The organism is Rhodococcoides kroppenstedtii (genome assembly GCF_900111805.1).
GTDB lineage: Bacteria > Actinomycetota > Actinomycetes > Mycobacteriales > Mycobacteriaceae > Rhodococcoides > Rhodococcoides kroppenstedtii.
Genome location: NZ_FOJN01000006.1, coordinates 126,533 through 145,539 on the forward strand (window position 1 = coordinate 126,533; position 19,007 = coordinate 145,539).

The 19,007-nt window shown below is 69.9% G+C and carries 17 protein-coding genes; 5 read left to right on the forward strand and 12 right to left on the reverse strand.

All coding sequences use genetic code 11. From position 1 onward, the window contains the following. Positions 1-2 precede the first annotated feature (2 nt). The gene (locus BMZ18_RS09140; protein ID WP_068104464.1) at positions 3-464 is read right to left on the reverse strand and encodes a MarR family winged helix-turn-helix transcriptional regulator; all 462 of its coding nucleotides are present in this window, start codon (positions 462-464) and stop codon (positions 3-5) included. Positions 465-560: 96 nt separating this feature from the next. On the opposite strand from BMZ18_RS09140, the gene BMZ18_RS09145 reads away from it, so the two are divergent. Genes BMZ18_RS09145 through BMZ18_RS09155 form a run of 3 tightly spaced genes read left to right on the forward strand, consistent with a single transcriptional unit; the run spans position 561 to position 2,540 of the window. After that, positions 561-1,085, forward strand: coding sequence for a VOC family protein (locus tag BMZ18_RS09145; protein WP_068364987.1), 525 nt, complete (start codon positions 561-563; stop codon positions 1,083-1,085). Positions 1,086-1,129: 44 nt separating this feature from the next. Then, complete coding sequence (gene wrbA / locus BMZ18_RS09150) at positions 1,130-1,729, forward strand: NAD(P)H:quinone oxidoreductase (RefSeq protein WP_068104466.1); 600 nt, start codon at positions 1,130-1,132, stop codon at positions 1,727-1,729. A 37-nt stretch (positions 1,730-1,766) separates the two neighbouring features. After that, the gene (locus BMZ18_RS09155) at positions 1,767-2,540 is read left to right on the forward strand and encodes a pirin family protein (RefSeq protein WP_068364952.1); all 774 of its coding nucleotides are present in this window, start codon (positions 1,767-1,769) and stop codon (positions 2,538-2,540) included. A 17-nt stretch (positions 2,541-2,557) separates the two neighbouring features. Here the strand turns inward: BMZ18_RS09155 and BMZ18_RS09160 are convergent, their stop codons facing one another. The 3 genes from BMZ18_RS09160 to BMZ18_RS09170 form a co-directional block, all read right to left on the reverse strand. Then, on the reverse strand, positions 2,558-3,991 hold the full coding sequence (locus BMZ18_RS09160; protein WP_068364955.1) for an amino acid permease: 1,434 nt from the start codon (positions 3,989-3,991) through the stop codon (positions 2,558-2,560). Further along, entirely contained in the window at positions 3,988-4,956 is a 969-nt protein-coding gene (locus tag BMZ18_RS09165; RefSeq protein WP_068364959.1) for a universal stress protein, read from the reverse strand. The genes BMZ18_RS09160 and BMZ18_RS09165 overlap by 4 nt, the downstream gene beginning before the upstream one ends. Before the next feature lie 97 nt (positions 4,957-5,053). Further along, entirely contained in the window at positions 5,054-7,108 is a 2,055-nt protein-coding gene (locus tag BMZ18_RS09170; protein ID WP_371828495.1) for a PhoX family protein, read from the reverse strand. A gap of 166 nt (positions 7,109-7,274) precedes the next feature. On the opposite strand from BMZ18_RS09170, the gene BMZ18_RS09175 reads away from it, so the two are divergent. Beyond that, positions 7,275-8,108 (forward strand): alpha/beta fold hydrolase, encoded by an 834-nt coding sequence (locus BMZ18_RS09175; protein ID WP_068364966.1) that lies wholly within the window; start codon positions 7,275-7,277, stop codon positions 8,106-8,108. A gap of 78 nt (positions 8,109-8,186) precedes the next feature. Here the strand turns inward: BMZ18_RS09175 and fdhA are convergent, their stop codons facing one another. From fdhA to BMZ18_RS09190, 3 genes are all read right to left on the reverse strand, one after another. Beyond that, on the reverse strand, positions 8,187-9,407 hold the full coding sequence (gene fdhA, locus BMZ18_RS09180) for a formaldehyde dehydrogenase, glutathione-independent (RefSeq protein ID WP_068106673.1): 1,221 nt from the start codon (positions 9,405-9,407) through the stop codon (positions 8,187-8,189). 214 nt (positions 9,408-9,621) lie between these two features. Further along, complete coding sequence (locus BMZ18_RS09185) at positions 9,622-10,365, reverse strand: amino acid ABC transporter ATP-binding protein (protein ID WP_068364969.1); 744 nt, start codon at positions 10,363-10,365, stop codon at positions 9,622-9,624. 1 nt (position 10,366) lies between these two features. After that, on the reverse strand, positions 10,367-12,178 hold the full coding sequence (locus BMZ18_RS09190) for an ABC transporter substrate-binding protein/permease (protein ID WP_068364972.1): 1,812 nt from the start codon (positions 12,176-12,178) through the stop codon (positions 10,367-10,369). Between the two features lie 175 nt (positions 12,179-12,353). On the opposite strand from BMZ18_RS09190, the gene BMZ18_RS09195 reads away from it, so the two are divergent. Next, positions 12,354-13,715 carry an ammonium transporter gene (locus tag BMZ18_RS09195; protein ID WP_068364975.1) on the forward strand — a complete coding sequence of 454 codons (1,362 nt, stop codon included), beginning with the start codon at positions 12,354-12,356 and terminating at the stop codon, positions 13,713-13,715. A gap of 10 nt (positions 13,716-13,725) precedes the next feature. On the opposite strand, the gene BMZ18_RS09200 is transcribed toward BMZ18_RS09195, so the two are convergent. From BMZ18_RS09200 to BMZ18_RS09220, 5 genes are read right to left on the reverse strand one after another with little or no spacing between them, the layout of a single operon-like run. After that, positions 13,726-14,502 (reverse strand): LLM class F420-dependent oxidoreductase, encoded by a 777-nt coding sequence (locus BMZ18_RS09200; protein WP_068364978.1) that lies wholly within the window; start codon positions 14,500-14,502, stop codon positions 13,726-13,728. A 10-nt stretch (positions 14,503-14,512) separates the two neighbouring features. After that, on the reverse strand, positions 14,513-16,678 hold the full coding sequence (locus tag BMZ18_RS09205; RefSeq protein WP_068364981.1) for a molybdopterin-dependent oxidoreductase: 2,166 nt from the start codon (positions 16,676-16,678) through the stop codon (positions 14,513-14,515). Between the two features lie 17 nt (positions 16,679-16,695). After that, positions 16,696-17,571 (reverse strand): SDR family NAD(P)-dependent oxidoreductase, encoded by an 876-nt coding sequence (locus tag BMZ18_RS09210; protein ID WP_082895131.1) that lies wholly within the window; start codon positions 17,569-17,571, stop codon positions 16,696-16,698. A gap of 59 nt (positions 17,572-17,630) precedes the next feature. Continuing rightward, positions 17,631-18,155: a TIGR04338 family metallohydrolase gene (locus tag BMZ18_RS09215; protein ID WP_068104488.1), complete on the reverse strand. Its 525-nt coding sequence runs from the start codon at positions 18,153-18,155 to the stop codon at positions 17,631-17,633. A gap of 6 nt (positions 18,156-18,161) precedes the next feature. Continuing rightward, positions 18,162-18,971: a DUF2786 domain-containing protein gene (locus BMZ18_RS09220; RefSeq protein WP_068364984.1), complete on the reverse strand. Its 810-nt coding sequence runs from the start codon at positions 18,969-18,971 to the stop codon at positions 18,162-18,164. Positions 18,972-19,007: the final 36 nt, after the last annotated feature.

The window sequence follows — 19,007 nt, forward strand, 5'->3', positions numbered from 1 at the left end:
GCCTACTGGCGGGCGTTCTTCTGAATGTGGGTCCGCATCGCGGAGTAGACCCGGCCCAACGTCTCGACGTCGTCCGGGGAGAGCACGTCGAACATCGACGCGCGGACCGCGTCGACGTGGCCGGGGCTCGATGCGGCCAGCTTCTCCATGCCGGCGTCGGTGAGCTCGGCAGACATGCCGCGACGGTCGTCCTCGCATTCCACGCGCACGACCCATCCGGCGTCGACCAGTCGCGTGATGGCGCGCGTGACGCCGCTACGAGTGGTGGTCACCGCGTCGGCGAGATCGCGCATCCGCATGCTGCGGTTCGGCGCCTCGCTGAGCTTGACCAGCAGTTCGAAGTCGGTGAAGGAGATGCCGGACTCGCGGACCAGTTGGCGGTCGAGGGTCTGCAGAAGCAACCGGGTCGAGTCGAGGTAGGCCCGCCAGGCGAGCTGTTCGTCGTCCGTCAACCAGGTCGTCATGTCACCAGTCTACGACAGATAGTTGACGGCGCAATTATTTCCGCTACGGTGGTGTTCGTTGACGACGCAACGATCCGCGATCGGGAAGGCGACACGATGAGTATCGACAGCAACGGCCCGGCCGAAACGTCCGAGCGGGCCGCTCGCGGTGAGTCCGAGCGCGAGCGTTTGCGCGGCCTGCACCTGCAGCCCGCCGAGTCGCGTCCCACCTCGTCCGCTCGCGGACTGCACCACACCGCGCTGATCAGCAGCGACGTCGAACGCACCATCGAGTTCTATCAGGGCGTCCTCGAGTTCCCGCTGACCGAACTCATCGAGAACCGGGACTACCCCGGCTCGTCGCATTTCTTCTTCGACATCGGCAACGGCAACCTGCTCGCCTTCTTCGACTTCCCCGGCCTCGACGTCGGGCCCTACGCCGAGGTGCTCGGCGGTCTCCATCACGTCGCCGTCAGTGTCGAGCAGGAACGGTGGGATCATTTGCGCGTCAAGCTGATCGACGCGGGAGTCGAACTGGTCGAGCACAGCGAGGTTTCCCTCTACTTCCGCGATCCCGACGGCGCCCGCCTCGAACTCATCGCCGATCCGCTCGGCGAGATGTACGGCCAACACGTCCTCTAGCCCCGAACCATTCTCGTCGAACACCCCGGAAAGAAAGGCACACCATGACCAAGATCGCCGTTCTCTACTACTCCGCTACCGGCCACGGCACCACGATGGCCGACATCGTCGCCAAGGCCGCCGAGGCCGCCGGCGCGGAGGTCCGCGTCCGCCACATCGCCGAGACCAAGGATCCCGCCACCTTCGCCGAGAACCCGGCCTGGACCGCCAACTACGAGGCCACCAAGGACCTGCCGGCCGCCAGCGGCGACGACATCGTGTGGGCCGACGGCGTGATCTTCGGTTCGCCCACGCGCTTCGGCAGCACCACCAGCCAGTTCCAGACGTTCATCGACTCGCTCGGCGGCCTCTGGGCGCAGGGCGCGCTCGCGAACAAGGCGTACGCCGCGTTCACCTCCAGCCAGACCGCGCACGGCGGCCAGGAGACCACCATCGTCAACCTCTACACCTCGCTGATGCACTTCGGCGGCGTGCTGGTGCCCCCGGGCTACACCGACGGCCTGAAGTTCGCCGACGGCAACCCCTACGGCGTCGGCCACGTGACCGGTCCCGAGAACAAGAACGAGATCGACGACGCCACCCGCAACGCCCTCGAGCACCTCGCGACCCGCGTCACCGGCATCGCCGCCAAGCTCGCGAGCTGACCTCGCCACCCCTGCAGCGCCTCCCCGGAAGGTCGTCATGACTGCCTCCACCTCCCCCGTGCTCGACGTGCGACGGGCCGACACCCGGCCGCACACCCGGATCGAGTGGCTGGATTCGCACCACTCATTCTCGTTCGGGCATCACTACGATCCGGACAACACCCACCACGGGGTGCTCATGGTCAACAATGACGACATCGTCGCTCCGGGAACGGGTTTCGACACCCACCCGCACCGCGACATGGAGATCGTGACCTGGGTGCTGCAGGGGTCGCTGGTCCACCAGGACTCCATCGGCCACAACGGCGTCATCTACCCGGGCCTGGCCCAGCGGATGAGCGCCGGCACCGGGATTCTCCACTCCGAGAAGAACGACGCGTGGCGACGACAGGACGCGGCCGACTCGTCCGCCGACCCCGTGCACTTCGTCCAGATGTGGGTGGTCCCGGACGAGGCGGGCGTCACGCCGGGATACGAGCAACTCGAGATCGACGACGAGTTGCTCTCCGGCGGACTGGTTCCCGTCGCGTCGGGCATGGACGCCTACCGCGACCACTCCGCGATCCGCATCCGCAACAAGTACGCCGCGATGCACGTCGCGCGCCTGCGCGCCGACGGGGTTCCGCAGACCCTGCCCGACGCGCCCTTCCTCCACGTCTTCGTTGCGCGCGGCGAGGCGTCACTCGAGGGCGTCGGGGTTCTGCGCGAGGGTGACGCGGTGCGCGTCACCGGCGGCGGGGGTCAGCGTCTCGGTTCGACGTCGGCAGCCGAGGTCATCGTGTGGGAGATGCACGCGACCATCGGGCGCTAGCGGGTGTCTCCCGGCGCCTACCCGGCGGTCGGCTCCAACCGGGACCGCCGCCGGGAGTATCCGAAGTAGAGCGCCGACGTCGCTCCGAGCCAGATCGCGAAGAGAATCCACGTCTGCACGTGGAGGGTGCTGATCAGGTAGAGGCAAGCGGCGATGGAGAGCAGCGGCAGCACCGGGTAGAACGGAACCTTGAATCCGCGGTCGATGTCCGGTTCCCGTCGCCGCAGCACGATCACTCCGGCGGAGACGACGAGGAACGCCACCAGCGTGCCCATCGACACCAGGTCGGCGAGGAAGTCGAGCGGCAGCAGCCCGGCGAGCAGGGCCACGCAGCACGCCACGATGATCGTGTTCTTCACCGGCACGAGGCTGCGCGGCGCCACCTCGGAGAAGATCGACGGCACCATGCCGTCGCGACTCATCGCGAACAGAATGCGGGTCTGGCCGTAGAGCGTCACCAGCGTCACCGAGAAGATCGAGACCACGGCGCCCGCGGACAGCACGATCGACGGCCAGCTCGAGCCGGTGACGAACGACAGGATCTCGGCGAGGCCCGCCTCCTGGCCCTCGAACTTGGTCCACTTCTGCGCGCCGACGGCGGACAGGGTGACCAGCAGGTAGATCAGCGTGACCACCACCAGGGCGCTGATCAGCGCGATCGGCAGGGTCCGTCGGGGATTCTCGACTTCTTCTCCGGCGGTCGACACGGCGTCGAGGCCGATGAACGAGAAGAAGATCAGGCCCGACGCCGCGCCGATACCGGCCACACCGAACGGCGCGAAGGGCTCGAGGTTGTCCAGGCTGAATCCGGTGAAGCCCACCACCGCGAACATGGCGAGAATGCCGATCTTGACGATCACCATGATCACGTTGGCGCGCGCCGATTCGCTGGTTCCGCGGATCAGCAGCACCGCGCACAGGCCCACCAGCACCACGGCCGGCAGGTTGACCCCGAACCCTTCGCCCCCGCCGGGTGCGTGCGACAACACGTCGGGAATGCGAAGTCCCACGGTGCGATCGAGCAGATCGTTGAGGTACTGCGACCACAGCACCGATACCGCCGCCGTGGAGACGCCGTACTCCAGGATGAGACAGGCACCGACGAGCATCGCGACGAACTCGCCGATGATCGTGTAGGTGTACGTGTACGTCGATCCCGACGCCGGTATCGACGACGCGAGCTCGGCGTAGCAGAGCGCGGTCAGTCCGGCCGTGATCGCGGCGATGACGAACGAGAAGATCACGGCGGGTCCCGCCACCGGCACGGCCGACGAGAAGATGAAGAAGATGCCGGTGCCGACGGTCGAGCCGACGCCGATGCAGGTCAACTGGAACGTGGTCATGGAGCGTTTCAGGTCGCTCCCGCCCCGAGTCTCCAGCGCGGCGATGTCGGCCAACGGTTTACGGCGGAGCAAGCTCCGTCCGGAGCCCGAGGCACTGCGTTCGCTCATGATGTCTCCTTCGACGAGTGCGCCGGGCGCGCGGACCCGAGGCGACTGCCCCGCGGTACCACGATCACCGGAACGGGACTGTGTCGGACGATCTTCGACGCCGTCGACCCCAGGAAGACCCGGGCGACCGGGCCGGGCCGGGACGACCCGAGGACCAGGACGTCGTCGTCCCCCAGATCGACCGACCGGAGGACGTCCTCCCATCCTCCCCCGACGCCGACCGCGCAGGTCGGGGCGAGGGTCGGATGGCTCTCGGCAACCCGCGTCGCGGCGGCGCGCAGCAGGGCGGTGGCCTGCTCGGCCCACTGCGCGGTGACCAGATCCTCGGCGCCGTACCCGCCCAGCGGTGGGAACGTCGTCGTACGGCGGGGCGCGAACGCGACCAGGTGCAGGGGAATCCCCCACCGATCCGCCAGGACCGCGGCGGTGTCGACGGCGTCCTCCGACTCCTCGGTTCCGGTGTAGGCGCAGGCCAGACGGCGAAAGGGGCCACGCCGCTCGGCGTAACCGCGGGGGGCCAGGGCGAGCGGGACGCGCGACGAGTGGAGCAGGGCGTCGCTCGTGCTCCCGCTGGTGAATCTGCCGGGCGGGCCGTCGGTGGAGCCGAGCACGACGAGGTCGGTGTGGTGCGTGGCGGCGGCGCCGATCAGGCCGGCGGACTCGGCCGGGTTGTCGACGTGGAACGCGGCCGGCTCGTCGAGTTCACCGGGGTCGAGGAACTCGGTCAAGGTGTCGTGCGCGGCGCGCACCGACTCGTCACCCCGTTCCCGCACCCAGCGGCGGTAGTCGGCGTCGGCCGCGTTGGACGTGGGGAACGGCCAGGTGCGGGGCAGGACCGTGCAACAGCGCACCCGGACGACGGACTCCGCGGCGCGGGCCGTCGCGGCCGCCCGCGCCGCCCAGGCCACCGAGTCGCGCCCCGCCTCGTCCGGCAACCACCCGACCAGCACCGACGTCGTCGCCACGGCCCCTCCTTCGTTGCCTCACGATCCGTGACCGTGAGTATGCGCCAGGAGGGGCCGCGAGGGGTGACGAGTGGGTGACGTGTGGGTGCTGCGCCGATCAGATCTTCCAGACCGCCACGACGGACGGGCGCGGCTGAGAGTCGCCGCCGTCAGGCCAGTGCGAGGCCGGAGCGTCGGCGCTGGCGTCGTCGAGCTCGCCCGGGTGCTGGACCGACACCACGACGCGCTGCTCCTGCACGATCGGCCCGCAGGTCTCGGCGCCCTTCGGCACCGTGAGGAACTGCTTGGTCTGGCCGCGGCGCTCGCCGTCGAGCACCACCGAGAACAGGCCGTCGTTCGATTCCAGCGCGTTGCCGTCGGTGGAGACCCACAGGTTGCCCGCCGGGTCGAACGCGAGGTTGTCCGGGCAGCTGATGGGGCTGACCTGCGACTTGTCGAAGCCGCCGAAGTACGTGTCGGCGGCCTCGGGGTCGCCGCACACCAGGAGCAGGTTCCACGTGAAACTCGTTCCCGCGTGGTCGTCGTCGAGTTCGAGGACCTGGCCGTTCTTGTTCTTGTTGCGGGGGTTGGCCTCGTCGGCGGGGGCCTTGCCCTCGGTACCGCGGTTGGAGTTGTTGGTCAGCGCCACGTACACCTTGCCCGTCACCGGGTTGGGCTCGAAGTCTTCCGGCCGATCCATCTTGGTGGCGCCGACCTTGTCCCCGGCCTGGCGGGTGAACACCGCCACCTCCTCCGCCGACATGCCGTCGACGAGGGACTCCCCGCGTCCGTCCTCGCCCGTGCGCAGCAACGGGATCCACTCGCCCTTGCCGGCGAAGGTGCCCGAGGCGGGCAGCGTTCCGCTGCCGTCGATCTCGTCGGGCGAGTCACCGGTGAGCTTGGCGACGTACAGGGTGCCCGCGTCGAGCAGCGTCAGGTTGGACCGCATGGCCGCAGGTCCGGTGCCCTGCATCATCTTTCGCGACGAGACGAACTTGTACATGTAGTCGAAGCGCTCGTCGTCACCGCTGTAGGCGACCACGGTGCCGTCGTCGGTGACGTGAATGGTTGCGGCCTCGTGCTTGAACCGTCCGAGGGCGGTGTGCTTGATCGGGGTCGACGTCGGATCCCACGGGTTCACCTCAACCACCCAGCCGAAGCGGTTGACCTCGTTGGGCTCCTGGGCCAGGTCGAAGCGCTTGTCGAAACGCTCCCACTTCCGTTCGGACGCAGCACCTTCCACGCCGTACCGAGCCAGACGTGCCGCCGCCGTCGGATCGGTCACCGACTCGGCGTTGGCGAAGTACTGGTTGATGTTCTCCTCGCCGGAGAGCACCGTGCCCCACGGCGTGAGACCGCCCGAGCAGTTGTTGAACGTGCCGAGGACCTTGGTGCCCGTCGGATCGGCCGAGGTCTTGAGGAAGTCCGAACCCGCGGCCGGACCGGTGAGCACGAACTCGGTGGTGCCGGTGATGCGACGGTTGTACCGACCCATCTGCGGCGTGAGGCGTCCGGATCCGTTCTCGCCCTTCACCTCCACGACGGACAGGCCGTGGGCGGCGAGGCCGATGGCGGCCTGCTCGGCGGTGGGGTTCTCGGCGTCGTACCCCCGGAAGAGGAACGGTTCCGTCGTGTACTCGTGGTTGACCACGAGGAGGTAGTCCGTGCTGGACCCGTCGATCGGCAGGAGTCCCGCGAAGTCGTTGTTGAAGCCGAACTGCTTCTCCTGGGCCGCGGCGGTCTGATTGTCGAAGTCGAACTCCGGCGCACCCGCGACCACCGGGTCACCCCACCGGATCACGACGGCCTGCTCGTGGCCCTCGGGGATCACCACGGCGTCCTCGGTGTTGGGCGCCACCGCGGCGAACTCGAGACCGCGCGGCTCGGGGGGCAGGGTGGACGACGGATCGGCCGTCGTCGCCGTGCCGGACTCGTTTCCGCCGCCGCACGCCGCGAGGGCCGTGGTCGCGCCGACGGCCACCACGGCCATCGCCCCGCCCTTGAGAATGCCGCGTCGCGACATCGCCGTCTTCACGACGTCGCCGAAGTACTCCCCGGTCGAGGTGTTGGGTACCTCGTGGAAGCAGGCGTCGCCGCACTTGTAGCGGCAGGTGAGGTTCGAGCGCGAGGAGCGGCCGTCGTGGGCGTGCACGACGTGCAGGGACAGCGGAATCGTGGTCACCGGCAGACCGTAGGAAATCCAGGCAAAAGACAGCCGGAACGCAGGCGACGGCGGAGAACCCGACAGGTGAACGGAAAGCGAACACGTGTCACGTTTCGATGCGTCGGGTATGCGAAGGCAACGCGCTCGCAGAGCGGTAGCCGACGAAGGAGACGCCATGCCCATGCTCTCGGTGGGAGTCGAGAACGACACCCCGATCGACCTGCACTACCAGGACCGCGGCGAGGGCGCTCCCGTGGTGCTCATCCATGGCTGGCCGCTGAACGCGCGGTCCTGGGAAGCGCAGATCACCTCCCTGCTCGATGCCGGCCACCGCGTGGTGACCTACGACCGTCGCGGGTTCGGCAGCTCGTCGCAGCCCGAGTCCGGCTACGACTACGACACGTTCGCCGCCGACCTGTCGGTCCTGCTCGAGACTCTCGACCTGCGGGGCGCCACCCTCGTGGGCTTCTCCATGGGCGGCGGTGAGGTGGTGCGGTACCTGGCCAAGTACGGCAGCGAGCGCGTCGCCAAGGCCGTGCTGGCCGGAGCGGTACCGCCGTACCTCTACAAGACCGACGACAACCCGGACGGCGGACTCGACGACGAGACGATCCAGGGCTTCCTCGACGGCGTGGAGAACGATCGGAACGCGTTCATCGACGGCTTCGCGACCAACTTCTTCAGCGCGAACGGCGAGCTGAAGGTCAGCGAGGAGACCCGGCAGTACGCCGTCGACATGGCTGCGGAGGCCTCCACCACCGCGATGCTCGGCTGCGTGAAGGCATTCTCCTACACCGACTTCCGCGACGATCTGCCGAAGATCGACGTTCCCACCCTCGTGATCCACGGCGACGCCGACGCGATCGTGCCCTTCGAGGTCAGCGGCAGGCGCTCGCACGAGGCCATCGCGGATTCCTCCCTCGTCGTGGTCGAGGGCGGGCCCCACGGGTTCAACGCCTCGCACCCGGACGAGTTCAACGCCGCCGTGCTGGAGTTCCTCGCGCGCTGACCTGCCTGCCTGCACACGGAACGCCCCGATCGACGGGAAACCGCCGATCGGGGCGTGCTGTGTGCGGTGGCGCAGGTGTCAGGCGGCGCCGAGCAACCCGTGCGGGTCGAGCACGAACTTGGTGGCCTCGCCGCGGTCGAAGTCGGCGTAGCCCTGCGGGGCCTGCTCGAGGCCGATGGCCCGGGCGTTGACGGCCTTCGCGATCTGCACGCGGTCGTGGAGGATCGCCATCATCAGCCCGCGGTGATATTTCATCGTGGGGCACTGGCCGGTGGTGAAGGCCAGCGACTTGGCCCAGCCGGTCCCCAGGCTCAGCGACAGGGATCCCTTCTTGGCGGCCTCGTCGGATGCACCCGGGTCGCCCGTGACGTACAGGCCGGGAATGCCGAGCGATCCGCCCGCCGCGGTGATGTCCATCAGCGAATTCAGCACGGTGGCCGGCGCCTCGGTCGCACTACCGTCACCGTGTCCGCGGGCCTCGAAGCCGACGGCGTCCACGCCGCAGTCCACCTCAGGGACGCCGAGGAGTTGCTCGATCTGGTCCGCCGGATCACCCTTCGACACGTCGACCGTCTCGCAACCGAAGCTCCGCGCCTGTGCGAGTCGGTCCTCGTTGAGGTCTCCGACGATCACCACGGCGGCGCCGAGGAGTTGGGCGCTGGCGGCCGCGGCGAGGCCGACGGGTCCGGCGCCGGCGATGTAGACCGTCGACCCCACTCCGACACCGGCGGTGACGCACCCGTGGAACCCGGTGGGGAAGATGTCCGACAGCATGGTCAGGTCGAGGATCTTCTCCATGGCTTGATCGCGATCGGGGAACTTCAGGAGGTTCCAGTCCGCGTAGGGCACCATGACGTACTGCGCTTGACCGCCGACCCAGCCGCCCATGTCGACGTAGCCGTACGCGGCACCGGGCCGATCGGGGTTGACGTTCAGGCAGATTCCGGTCTTGCGCTCCTTGCAGTTGCGACACCGGCCGCAGGCGATGTTGAACGGCACCGAGCACAGATCGCCCACCTTCACGAACTCCACGCCCGGTCCCACCTCGACCACCTCACCGGTGATCTCGTGGCCCAGCACCAGGCCCTCCGGGGCCGTGGTCCGACCACGCACCATGTGCTGATCGCTGCCACAGATGTTGGTGGACACCACTTTCAGGATGACGCCGTGCGGGCATTCGCGGCCCACGCTCGCCGGGTTCACCCCCGGCCCGTCCTGCAGGGTGAAGCTGGGGAAGTCGATGTCGATCACCTCGACCTTCCCGGCTCCGGCGTAGGCAACGGCTCTGTTGTCCGACATGGGTTCTCCCGTCTCGTCGATCACGATGGCCGGTGCAGGCATGCCTGGATGCGCATGCCGGCACCGATCTCGACGGTACGGGAGTCGGTGTGATGCCGGTCACGAACGGAGGCGACACGGAGTCTCGCGCGTCGACCTGCCTGGCTGCACACGACACGCCCCGATCGACGGGAAACCGCCGATCGGGGCGTGCTGTGTGCGGTGGCGCAGGTTGTCAGAGCACCTCGGAGAGGAACCGCTTGAGACGGTCGGTCTCCGGGTCGTCGAAGAGCGCGGCGGGCGGGCCCACCTCGACGGCGCTGCCGTGGTCCATGAAGAGCACGCGGTCCGACACCGAGCGGGCGAAGCCCATCTCGTGGGTGACCACGACCATCGTCATGCCGCCGGTCGCGAGGTCGGCCATGAGCGCGAGCACGCCCTTGACCAGCTCCGGGTCCAGGGCGGAGGTGGCCTCGTCGAAGAACATGACCTGCGGGGTCATGGCCAACGCCCGCGCGATGGCGACACGCTGCTGCTGACCGCCGGAGAGGTTGCCGGGACGCGAGCCCGCCTTCTCCTTCAGCCCCACCTTGTCGAGTTGCTCCAGGGCGACCTCGCGGGCCGCCTCCTTGCTCTGCCCCTTGAGCTTCCACGGGCCCAGCGCCACGTTGTCCAGCACGGTCCGGTGCGGAAAGAGGTTGAACTGCTGGAACACCATGCCGATGCGCTGACGCAGCGCGTCGGGGTCGTCCTTCAGCACGGACTTGCCGTCCAGCAGGATGTCGCCCTGCTCCGGTTCGTGCAGGCGGTTCAGCACGCGCAGAAGCGTCGACTTCCCGGAGCCCGACGGGCCGATGACGGTGGTGGTGGACCCGGCGGCGACGTCGATGCTCACGCCCCGCAGGACCTTGTTGGCGCCGAAGGACAGATGCAGGTCGCGTCCGGCGAGGGAGACGCCGGTGAGTGTCTCGGTGGTCATGTCAGCCTCTTTCCACGACGATGGCCTGCTCGACCGGGTCGAGGGTCTTCTCCGCACGGCCCGTGCGGAGGCGCTTGTCGATGTAGTTGACCAGGTGGGTCAGCGGAACGGTCATGGCCAGGTACACCAGGCCGGCGGCCACCAGGGGTGACAGGTTGCCGGTCTGCGCGTTGAGGTCGCGGCCCACGGCGAACAGCTCGCGCTGGGTGGCGAGCAGGCCGAGGAAGTAGATCAGCGAGGAGTCCTTGATCAGCGAGATGAACTGGTTCACCAGAGCCGGCAGGACCCGTCGCACACCCTGCGGCACCACGACCAGGCGCATCGCGCCGCGGTAGCCGAAGCCGAGCGCGCGCGCCGCCTCGAGCTGACCGCGCTCGACCGACTGGATGCCGGAGCGGAAGATCTCGCCGATGTAGGCCGCGGCCAGCAGCGAGAGCGCCAGCGCGCCGAGCCAGTACGGGTTGTTGCCGGTCAGGCTGCTGGTCACCGGGCCGATGCCCAGACCGATGATCAGAATGATGACGACGGCGGGCAGGCCGCGGAAGATGTCGGTGTACACCCGCGCGGGCCAGCGCAGCCAGCGCGAGCGGGACAGCCCCGCAAGGGCGAGCAGCATGCCGAGCACGGTGCCGATGACGCCCGACGCGAGCGCCAGGATCAGCGTGTTCGGCAGGCCGGTCTTCAGCAGGTCCGGGATGGCCCGCTTGTAGAGCTCCCAGTCGAAGAACGTGTCCCCGAGCTGCTGCAGCGTCGACTTCGGTGCGACGGCCTGCGCGGCGGGGGCGGCGGCGTCGTTCTCCGCCGCGATGGCCGCGAAGTCGGGGAGATCCGGCTGCGGGGCGGCCTTGCTGCCCGGCTTGAATCCCTCGGGCAGCTCGCGCGGCACCCAGTCCGAGTACAGCTGCGCCCACGTGCCGTCGGCGATCACGGCGTCGAGTCCGGAGTTCAGCGCGTCGATCAGCGGCTGGTTGTCCCGCGCGACGGCCCACCCGACGAAGTTGTTGAGCGAGAACGTGTTCTGCGTGATCGCGGTGCCGTCCTCCGGCTTCACCAGACCTTCGGCCTGCTGCGACGGAGCGACCCACGCGTCGATCTGCCCGGTGCGCAGATTCGCGTAGGCGGTGTTGTAGTCGGGGAACTTCACCGGGTCGAGGCCGAGGGTGTTGACGACGTAGTCGTCCTGCACCGTGCCCTGCACCACGCCGATGCGGGTGGTGGGGCCGAGGTCCTCGAAGGCGGTGATGGGGCCGCCGGCCTTCGCGACGAGGGAGAAGTAGCCGAAGTCGTACCCGTTGGTGAACCCGACCGTGTTGCGACGCTCGTCGGTGGTGGTGATCGACGACGAGCCGACGTCGAACCGTCGCCCCGCCACCTGCGCGAGCAGGCCGGAGAACTCGGTGCCGGAGAACGTCACCTGCAGGCCGAGCTTCGCCGCGACCGCCTTCAGCAGCTCGTTGTCGTACCCGGTGTACGTGCCCGAGCCGTCGACGCAGATGCTCGGCGGGGCGTCGGACAGGGTGCCGACGGTGAGGGTGCCCGGCGTGATCAACCCGAGTTGCGCGGTGTCGATGCGATCGAGCGGCGTCACGGACGGCGTGGTGTACCGGTCCTCCGACGCGGCGGCGGCCGCGGCGTCGAAGTTGGTGGGCACCGACGACGCACTCTCGACGCCTGGGGGCGCGCAGAGTTCGGTGGGTGCGGAGGCGGCCGCGGTGTCGCCGTCCGACGACGACCCGCACCCGGCGAGCAGACCCGCGAGAAGAAGGACGAGAACCACGGCGACGGACGTTCGCCCCGTGCGGTGCGCGTGCATGCCGAGAACAGTAGGTCGCCTGCGCCGGAATCACCGAAACGGTCATCACGCAATGGTTCGGCTCAGTGATCTCCTGCCGTTCCACGTCCGTGACCGGGGGTCTACTCTCCGTCGGGGCGCGGGCGACGGGTCGGAACGACGGCAGGGCCGGCGCCGGGGGACGAGAGGCGATCGTATGAACACCGGTCTCGACTATCCGGTCATGGGTTCACCGGACGCGGGCAACACGGCGTGGGTGCTGGCGAGTGCGGCGATGGTGCTGCTGATGACTCCGGGGCTCGCCTTCTTCTACGGCGGCATGGTCCGGGCGAAGAGCGTGCTCAACATGATGATGATGAGCCTGTCGGCCATCGGTGTCGTGTGGGTGCTGTGGGTCCTCTACGGCTATTCGATGGTGTTCGGCGAGAGCAGCCTCGGCGGCTGGATCGGGGACCCCCGACAGTTCGCGGGCCTGACCGAGCTCGTCGGTGGCACCTACTCCGCCGGCAGCGGCCCGGTGGACATTCCCCTGGTGGGTACCGTTCCCGCGCTGGTGTTCGTGGCGTTCCAGGCCGGGTTCGCCATGGTCACCGTGGCCCTGGTGTCCGGTGCGGTGGCGGATCGGATGCGCTTCGTACCGTGGGTCGTCTTCGCGGGGGTGTGGTCGACGCTGGTGTACTTCCCCGTCGCGCACTGGGTCTTCGCCCTCGACGGTCTGACGGCGCGGACCGGCGGGTGGATCGCGAACGAGTTGAGGGCGATCGACTTCGCCGGTGGTACCGCCGTCGAGATCAACGCCGGCGCCGCCGGACTCGCGCTCGCGGTGGTCGTCGGGAAGCGGCGCGGCTGGCCGCGCGAGGCGATGCGACCGCATAACCCGCCCGCCGTGATGGTGGGCGCGGGCCTGCTGTGGTTCGGCTGGTTCGGCTTCAACGCCGGATCGTCGTTGGCGGCGGACGGTGTCGCCGCAGTGGCCTTGATCAACACGATGGGCGCGGGCGCGGTCTCGATGGTGGCCTGGCTGGTGGTGGAGAAGATTCGCGACGGGAAGGCGACGTCGTTCGGTGCCGCGTCGGGCGTCGTCGCCGGGTTGGTGGCGATCACGCCGTCGTGCACGGCCGTGACGCCGATCGGGGCGCTGGGTGTCGGCGCCGCCGCCGGCGTCGCGTGCGCCCTCGCCATCGGTCTCGAGTACCGCTTCGGCTACGACGACTCGCTCGACGTGGTCGGGGTGCACCTTGTCGGGGGCGTCGTCGGCACCCTCATGATCGGCCTCCTGGCCAGCAGTTCGATGCCGCCCGGCGTCGACGGACTGCTCTACGGCGGCGGCCTCGCGCAACTCGGCCGTCAGGCCGTCGCGGTCGTCGTCGTCCTCACCTACTCGTTCGTGGTGACGGCGGCCATCGCCGCGGCGGTGAAGCTGACCATCGGGGTCCGAGCGGACCCGCAGCACGAGGTCGACGGGATCGACGAACACGAGCACGCGGAATCCGCGTACGAGTTCGCCTCCACGCACGGCGGCGGCGGACTGTTCGGGAAGACCACGCCGCCGGCCTGACCCGCGGCGCTCAGCCCCGGTGCGACCGCGCCCAGGAGATCGCGCCGGTGAGCTCGGTCAGGTCGTAGTCCGGCCCGTTCACTCCTACGGTGAAGAGGGTGGCCCCGGCGTCGACGAAGTCCTGCGCGGTCTCCGCGCCCGGCCAGGCCACCGACCGTTCGATCTGCGACACGTCGCGGCCCACGGTCTCGCCGTGCTCGGCGAGGACGCCGGACTTGTGCTTCAGCGCGTCGAGATCGGCGAAGCTGTGCCAGACGTCCGCGTACTGCGCGACCATCTTCAGCGTCTTCTTCTCGCCGCCGCCGCCGATGAGGATCGGAATGTGGCGGGTGGGCGCGGGATTGCCGACGTCGAGGCGGTGCGCGATGCGGGCCAGGCTCTCGTTCAGCAGCGCCAGTCGCGAACCGGCGGTGCCGAAGTCGTACCCGAAGTTGTCGTAGTCCTTCTGGTTCCAGCCGGAGCCGATGCCGAGGATCAGCCGCCCGCCGCTGATGTGGTCGACCGTCCGCGCCATGTCGGCCAGCAGGTCCGGATTGCGGTAGCCGCCGCCGGTGACGAGGGCGCCGATCTCCACGTTCGAGGTCTGCTCGGCCCAGGCGCCCAGCATGGTCCAGCACTCGAAGTGGGCACCGTCGAGGTCGCCGTACAGCGGATAGAAGTGGTCCCAGTTGAAGACGACGTCGACGCCCGCGTCCTCGGCGCGCAGGACCGCATCGCGGATCAGCCCGTAGTCCGGGGCGTGTTGGGGTTGAAGTTGGACTCCGATGCGCACACGAGTGTCGGCCACCCGCCCGACACTAATCCGCCGCGGGCGTCGGCGTCGGAAAGTCGCGCGTCAGCGTCACCGGGACCCCGTTGAAGACGGCGGTTCCCGTCACTGGATCGACGCAGGCCGGGTCGGTGACCTCGTTGACGTTGGGGCCGCCGAGCATCGCGGCGACCGTGAGCCCGTCGCCGCGGTCACGGCCGTACCCGTGCGGGAGGCTGACCACGCCGGGCGCGAGGTCGTCGGCGGCCTCGACCTCCACCGTCACCGAACCGTGCGCCGACGTCAGGACGGCCGCGTCGCCGTCGACGAGACCGCGCGCGACGAGATCGTCGACATGGGCCTGGAGGCGGTGGCGCGATGCGCCTTTCGTCAGTCGGGGAAGGTTGTTCATCCACGAGTTGGTGCTGCGCAGGTGACGACGCCCGATCAGCAGGAGTGCGGCGGGGTCCGGCCGCGCGTCGAGTTCGCCGGCCAGGATCCGCGCCGCGTCCCCGAAGGCGCGGGGCACCAGGCGGATCCGTCGGTCCGGTGTGCGGAGCCGGGCGGGCAGCGACGGCTCCAGCGGGCCCAGGTCGACGCCGTGCGGCTTCGCCCGCAGTGTTCGCAGCGACACCCCGCGTCGCGACGCGGCGAGGAGCAGCCCCAGCGTCCGCATCGGCGTCAGCCGGAGCATGGCCCCGCGCAGCCGCCACCGTGGGTGGCGTGCGCGCCGCGGGGTCCGCCGTCGCAGGCCGAGGGCGAGGTCGCGGTAGATCTCCCAGTCGTGCCGCTCGTCGGCGGACCGGGGAAGGATCGGCCCGTTGACCCGGACGGTGTTGCGCACGGCCAGGTGGGCGTGGAAGACGTCGACCTGCTCGCGCTGGACCGCCGAGGTGGGCGGCAGGATCACGTCGGCCAGGCGGGTGGTCTCGGTCCGGTAGGGATCGACGGCGACGACGAAGTCCAGTCCGGCGACGGCGTCGCGAACCCGGTCGCCGCCGGGTGCGGACAGCACCGGGTTGCCGGCGATCACCACCAGCGCGCGGATCGGCCGCTCCGGATGGGCGAGTTCCTCGGCGAGCGCGGCACTGGGGAGTTCGCCACCGAACTCCGGCAGCCCGCGGACCCGCGTGCGCCAGCGTCCCGACGCGCCTGCCTCCATGGAGTCGGTGGCCACCAGATCGGCGGCCGGGTGCGGGATCAGGGTGCCGCCCGGCCGGTCGAGGTTGCCCGTGATGATGTTCAGCACGTGAATCGCCCACTGGCACAACCCACCCCATCGCTGCGTGGACACGCCCATCCGGCCGTGGGCGGCCGCGCGCGGGGCGGCGGCGAAGTCCCGCGCCAGGCGGACGACGGTCTCCGCCGAAACACCGCTGAGCGCCGCGACGCGGTCGGGTGCGAACGGAGCGACGACCGCGGCCAGCTCACCCAGACCGTCGACGTATGACGCGGGTGTCGCCACACCGTCGTCGAGGATCGTGCGGATCATCGCCAGCAGGACGACGGCGTCGGTGCCCGGGCGGACGGCGACGTGCTCGTCCGCGGCGGCGGCCGTCCGGGTGCGGCGTGGGTCCACCACCACGAGGCGGCCGCCCCGCGCGCGGAGGTCGCGCAGCCGCTGCGCGACGTCGGGAACGGCCATCATGCTGCCGTTCGACACCAGCGGGTTGCTCCCGAACAGCAGTAGATGGTCGGTGCGGTCGATGTCCGGAACCGGCGCCAGCAATTGGTGTCCGTACAGGGCGCGGTGCACCATCAGGTGCGGCCGCGAGTCGAGCGACGTGGCGGAGAAGACGTTGCGGGTGTTCAGCTCGGGCAGCAGACCGCCGATGCCGTGGGTGAGCCCACCGAGGTTGTGCGCCACCGGGTTTCCCCAGTAGACCGCCACGGCGTCGTGGCCGTGGCGGTCGCGGATGTCGCCCAGTCGGCGGTGCACCAGGGCCAGTGCGTCGTCCCACGACGCCTCGCGCCAGGTGTCCCCCACCCGGATGAGGGGACGGCGCAGACGGTCGGGATCGGTGTGCAGATCACCGAGCGCCGTCGCCTTCGGGCACAGGTGGCCTCGGGACAGCGGATCCTCGGCATCGCCGCGCACGCTCGTGATGCGGCCCGCGGACACGGTGAACTCGAGGCCGCACATGGCCTCGCAGAGCGGGCAGGTGCCGAGGCGACGCGCGGTCTTCCCACCCCCGGCGTTCCCTGCCCCCGTCATGTGCGGTCCCGCCGTCGTCAGAGGTGGGCCATCGCGGTCAGCCGGTCGGCCCACTCGACGCGGGCGGCCCCGATGCGCCGCAGCGTGCGCGTGTACCGCGGCAGCATCTCCGCCGGTCGATACCGGGCGGCGTCGACCAGCCACTCCCCGGCGTCCTCCGCGGACAGGGTCGGAACGTCCCGGTAGCGCGCGGTCGGCTCGATCATCGGGGTACGGATCAAGGGGAAGTAGACGGTGGTGACGCCGACTCCGGTGCGCGCCATCTCGATCGCGATGCTCCGGCCGAACATCGACAGCGCACTCTTCGACCCCGCGTACGCGGAGAACTTGGGCATCGCCCCGCCGGGAACACCCCAGGTGGAGACGTTGACGAAGTGCCCGCTGCCCCGCTCCACCATGGCCGGCGCGAAGCCCAGCGTCAGCTGAACCGGGGCGAAGTAGTTGATGGCCGCGGTGCGTCGGTAGTCGTGGAGCCGGTCGGTCGAGTCGAGCATGCGGCGCCGGATGGAGCGGCCCGCGTTGTTCACCACGACGTCGGGGGCACCGAACTCGGCCAGGACCTTCTCGATCAGCCGGGCGGCGTCGTCCTCGTCGGCCAGATCCGCGGTCAGCGCGACGGCCGACCCACCGGCGTCGACGATCTCGCGCCGTATCGCGTCGAGAGGCTCGGCCGACCGCGCCACCAGCAGCACCGTGGCGCCCTCCTCGCCGAACCGGCGAGCCGCCGCAGCACCGATACCGGACGACGCCCCGGTGACCAGCACCGTCGAGCCCTCGAGCGTGTGCCCACGCGCGATCAGCTCGGACACCGGACGCGGCCGCTGCAGACCGGCACGGTCGAATCGTGCGGCTCCCCGCCGATACGTGCCGGTCACGGCCCCCCACACGTCCATCGCACTTCCCTTCCACCCCGACGGCGAACCCCGTCACGTCCCGGTTCGACCGACCGAGGTTAGCCCACGCGGACGTCGTTGCGGCCGTAGATGCATCGCAGGACGAACGCCGCCTCGGGCCCCACCACCCGATCGAGAAGGTCGAGCAGCCGTGCCGTGAACTCCGGTCCGTGAGCGGCGTGGGGGGTGGTCTCCGGATCGCGATCCTCGAGGTGGTGGGCGATCTCGTGCAGCACCACCAGTTCCCGCATGGCCCACGCGTGACCGGCGACGTGCAGCGGCACCGCGATGACGGCCGCGTCGTGCTCGTAGTGCGCGGCGCCCTGGCCGGCGCGGGCGCGGACCCGGCAGCGGCGCGATGCCCGGGGGTAGCGACGGCGGACGTCCTCCAGGGCGAGCACAGCGTCGACGTAGGTCTGCACCGAGTCGATCGAGGCGAACCGACGCTCGATCGGCAGGGTCACCGTCGAGCCGGCAATCTCCACCGACCGGCCCGCCTCCGCGGCGTCGGCACGATCGATCATGGTGCGCAGCAACGTTTCCGACTCGTACACACGAGCGCGTTGCGAGTCGCGGACGGGCACCGCGACTCAGCGATCGATCGCCCCGCGCGGAGATCCGAGCTCCGCGTCGGTCCCGAGCCGCGCCCGCCGTCCGGCGTGGTCTCCGGCGCGTCGGGCAGCGCGCGAGAAACTGGTGGGTGCGGCGTTGCCTCTCCACCGGCCGCGTGCCGTCGACGTGCTGCGGTAAAAGTCGGTGAGGGCGAGATCCTTGTCGCGCAACGCCAGCGCCGTGCCCGTGGTGGCGTCCGCCGTCCGCACCGCCTCGGCGGTGGTCTCCTCCTTCACCGCCGCGAGCCGCGCGCCGATCCGATCGGCGAACGCGGACTGGAACTCGATCCGCGCCGTGACCGCGGCCAGCGGTTTGCGTTCCACCCGCGCACGGCCGTACGCGGGCCGCACCACGCGGTCGACCGTGGCCTCGCGGTAAGCGCCGGAGGCAATGTACGCGTCGGACGCGCGGACCATCTGCACGACGAGCGACGCGTAGAGCGCCTGCGTGGTGTCGATGTCGGAGGCGAAACCGTAGGCGTAGACCTGGGTGGACGTGGACAGCACGTCGCACGTGACGTCGTTGGCCGCGGCGATCGCGACGAACAGCCGCACGTAGGTCTTCAGGCCCCGCTTGCCGCGCTCCCCGATCTCGACCGTGCGCTGCACCGGACCGCTGCGCGACTGCCCCGCCGCGGTGTGCGACCGCGCGACCGCGAGATCGATCGACGCGGCGGTGGCCAGCCGCTGGGCCGCCTCCATGAACGCCTCGGCCTCGTGCGGATTGTCCGTGGACTCCGCCTGCCTGAGCAGCCCCCCAATACGGGTGAGCATCCTGTCCTGACTCACGTCGGCGACAGTACGCCCGGACGGCGACAGGCCCCC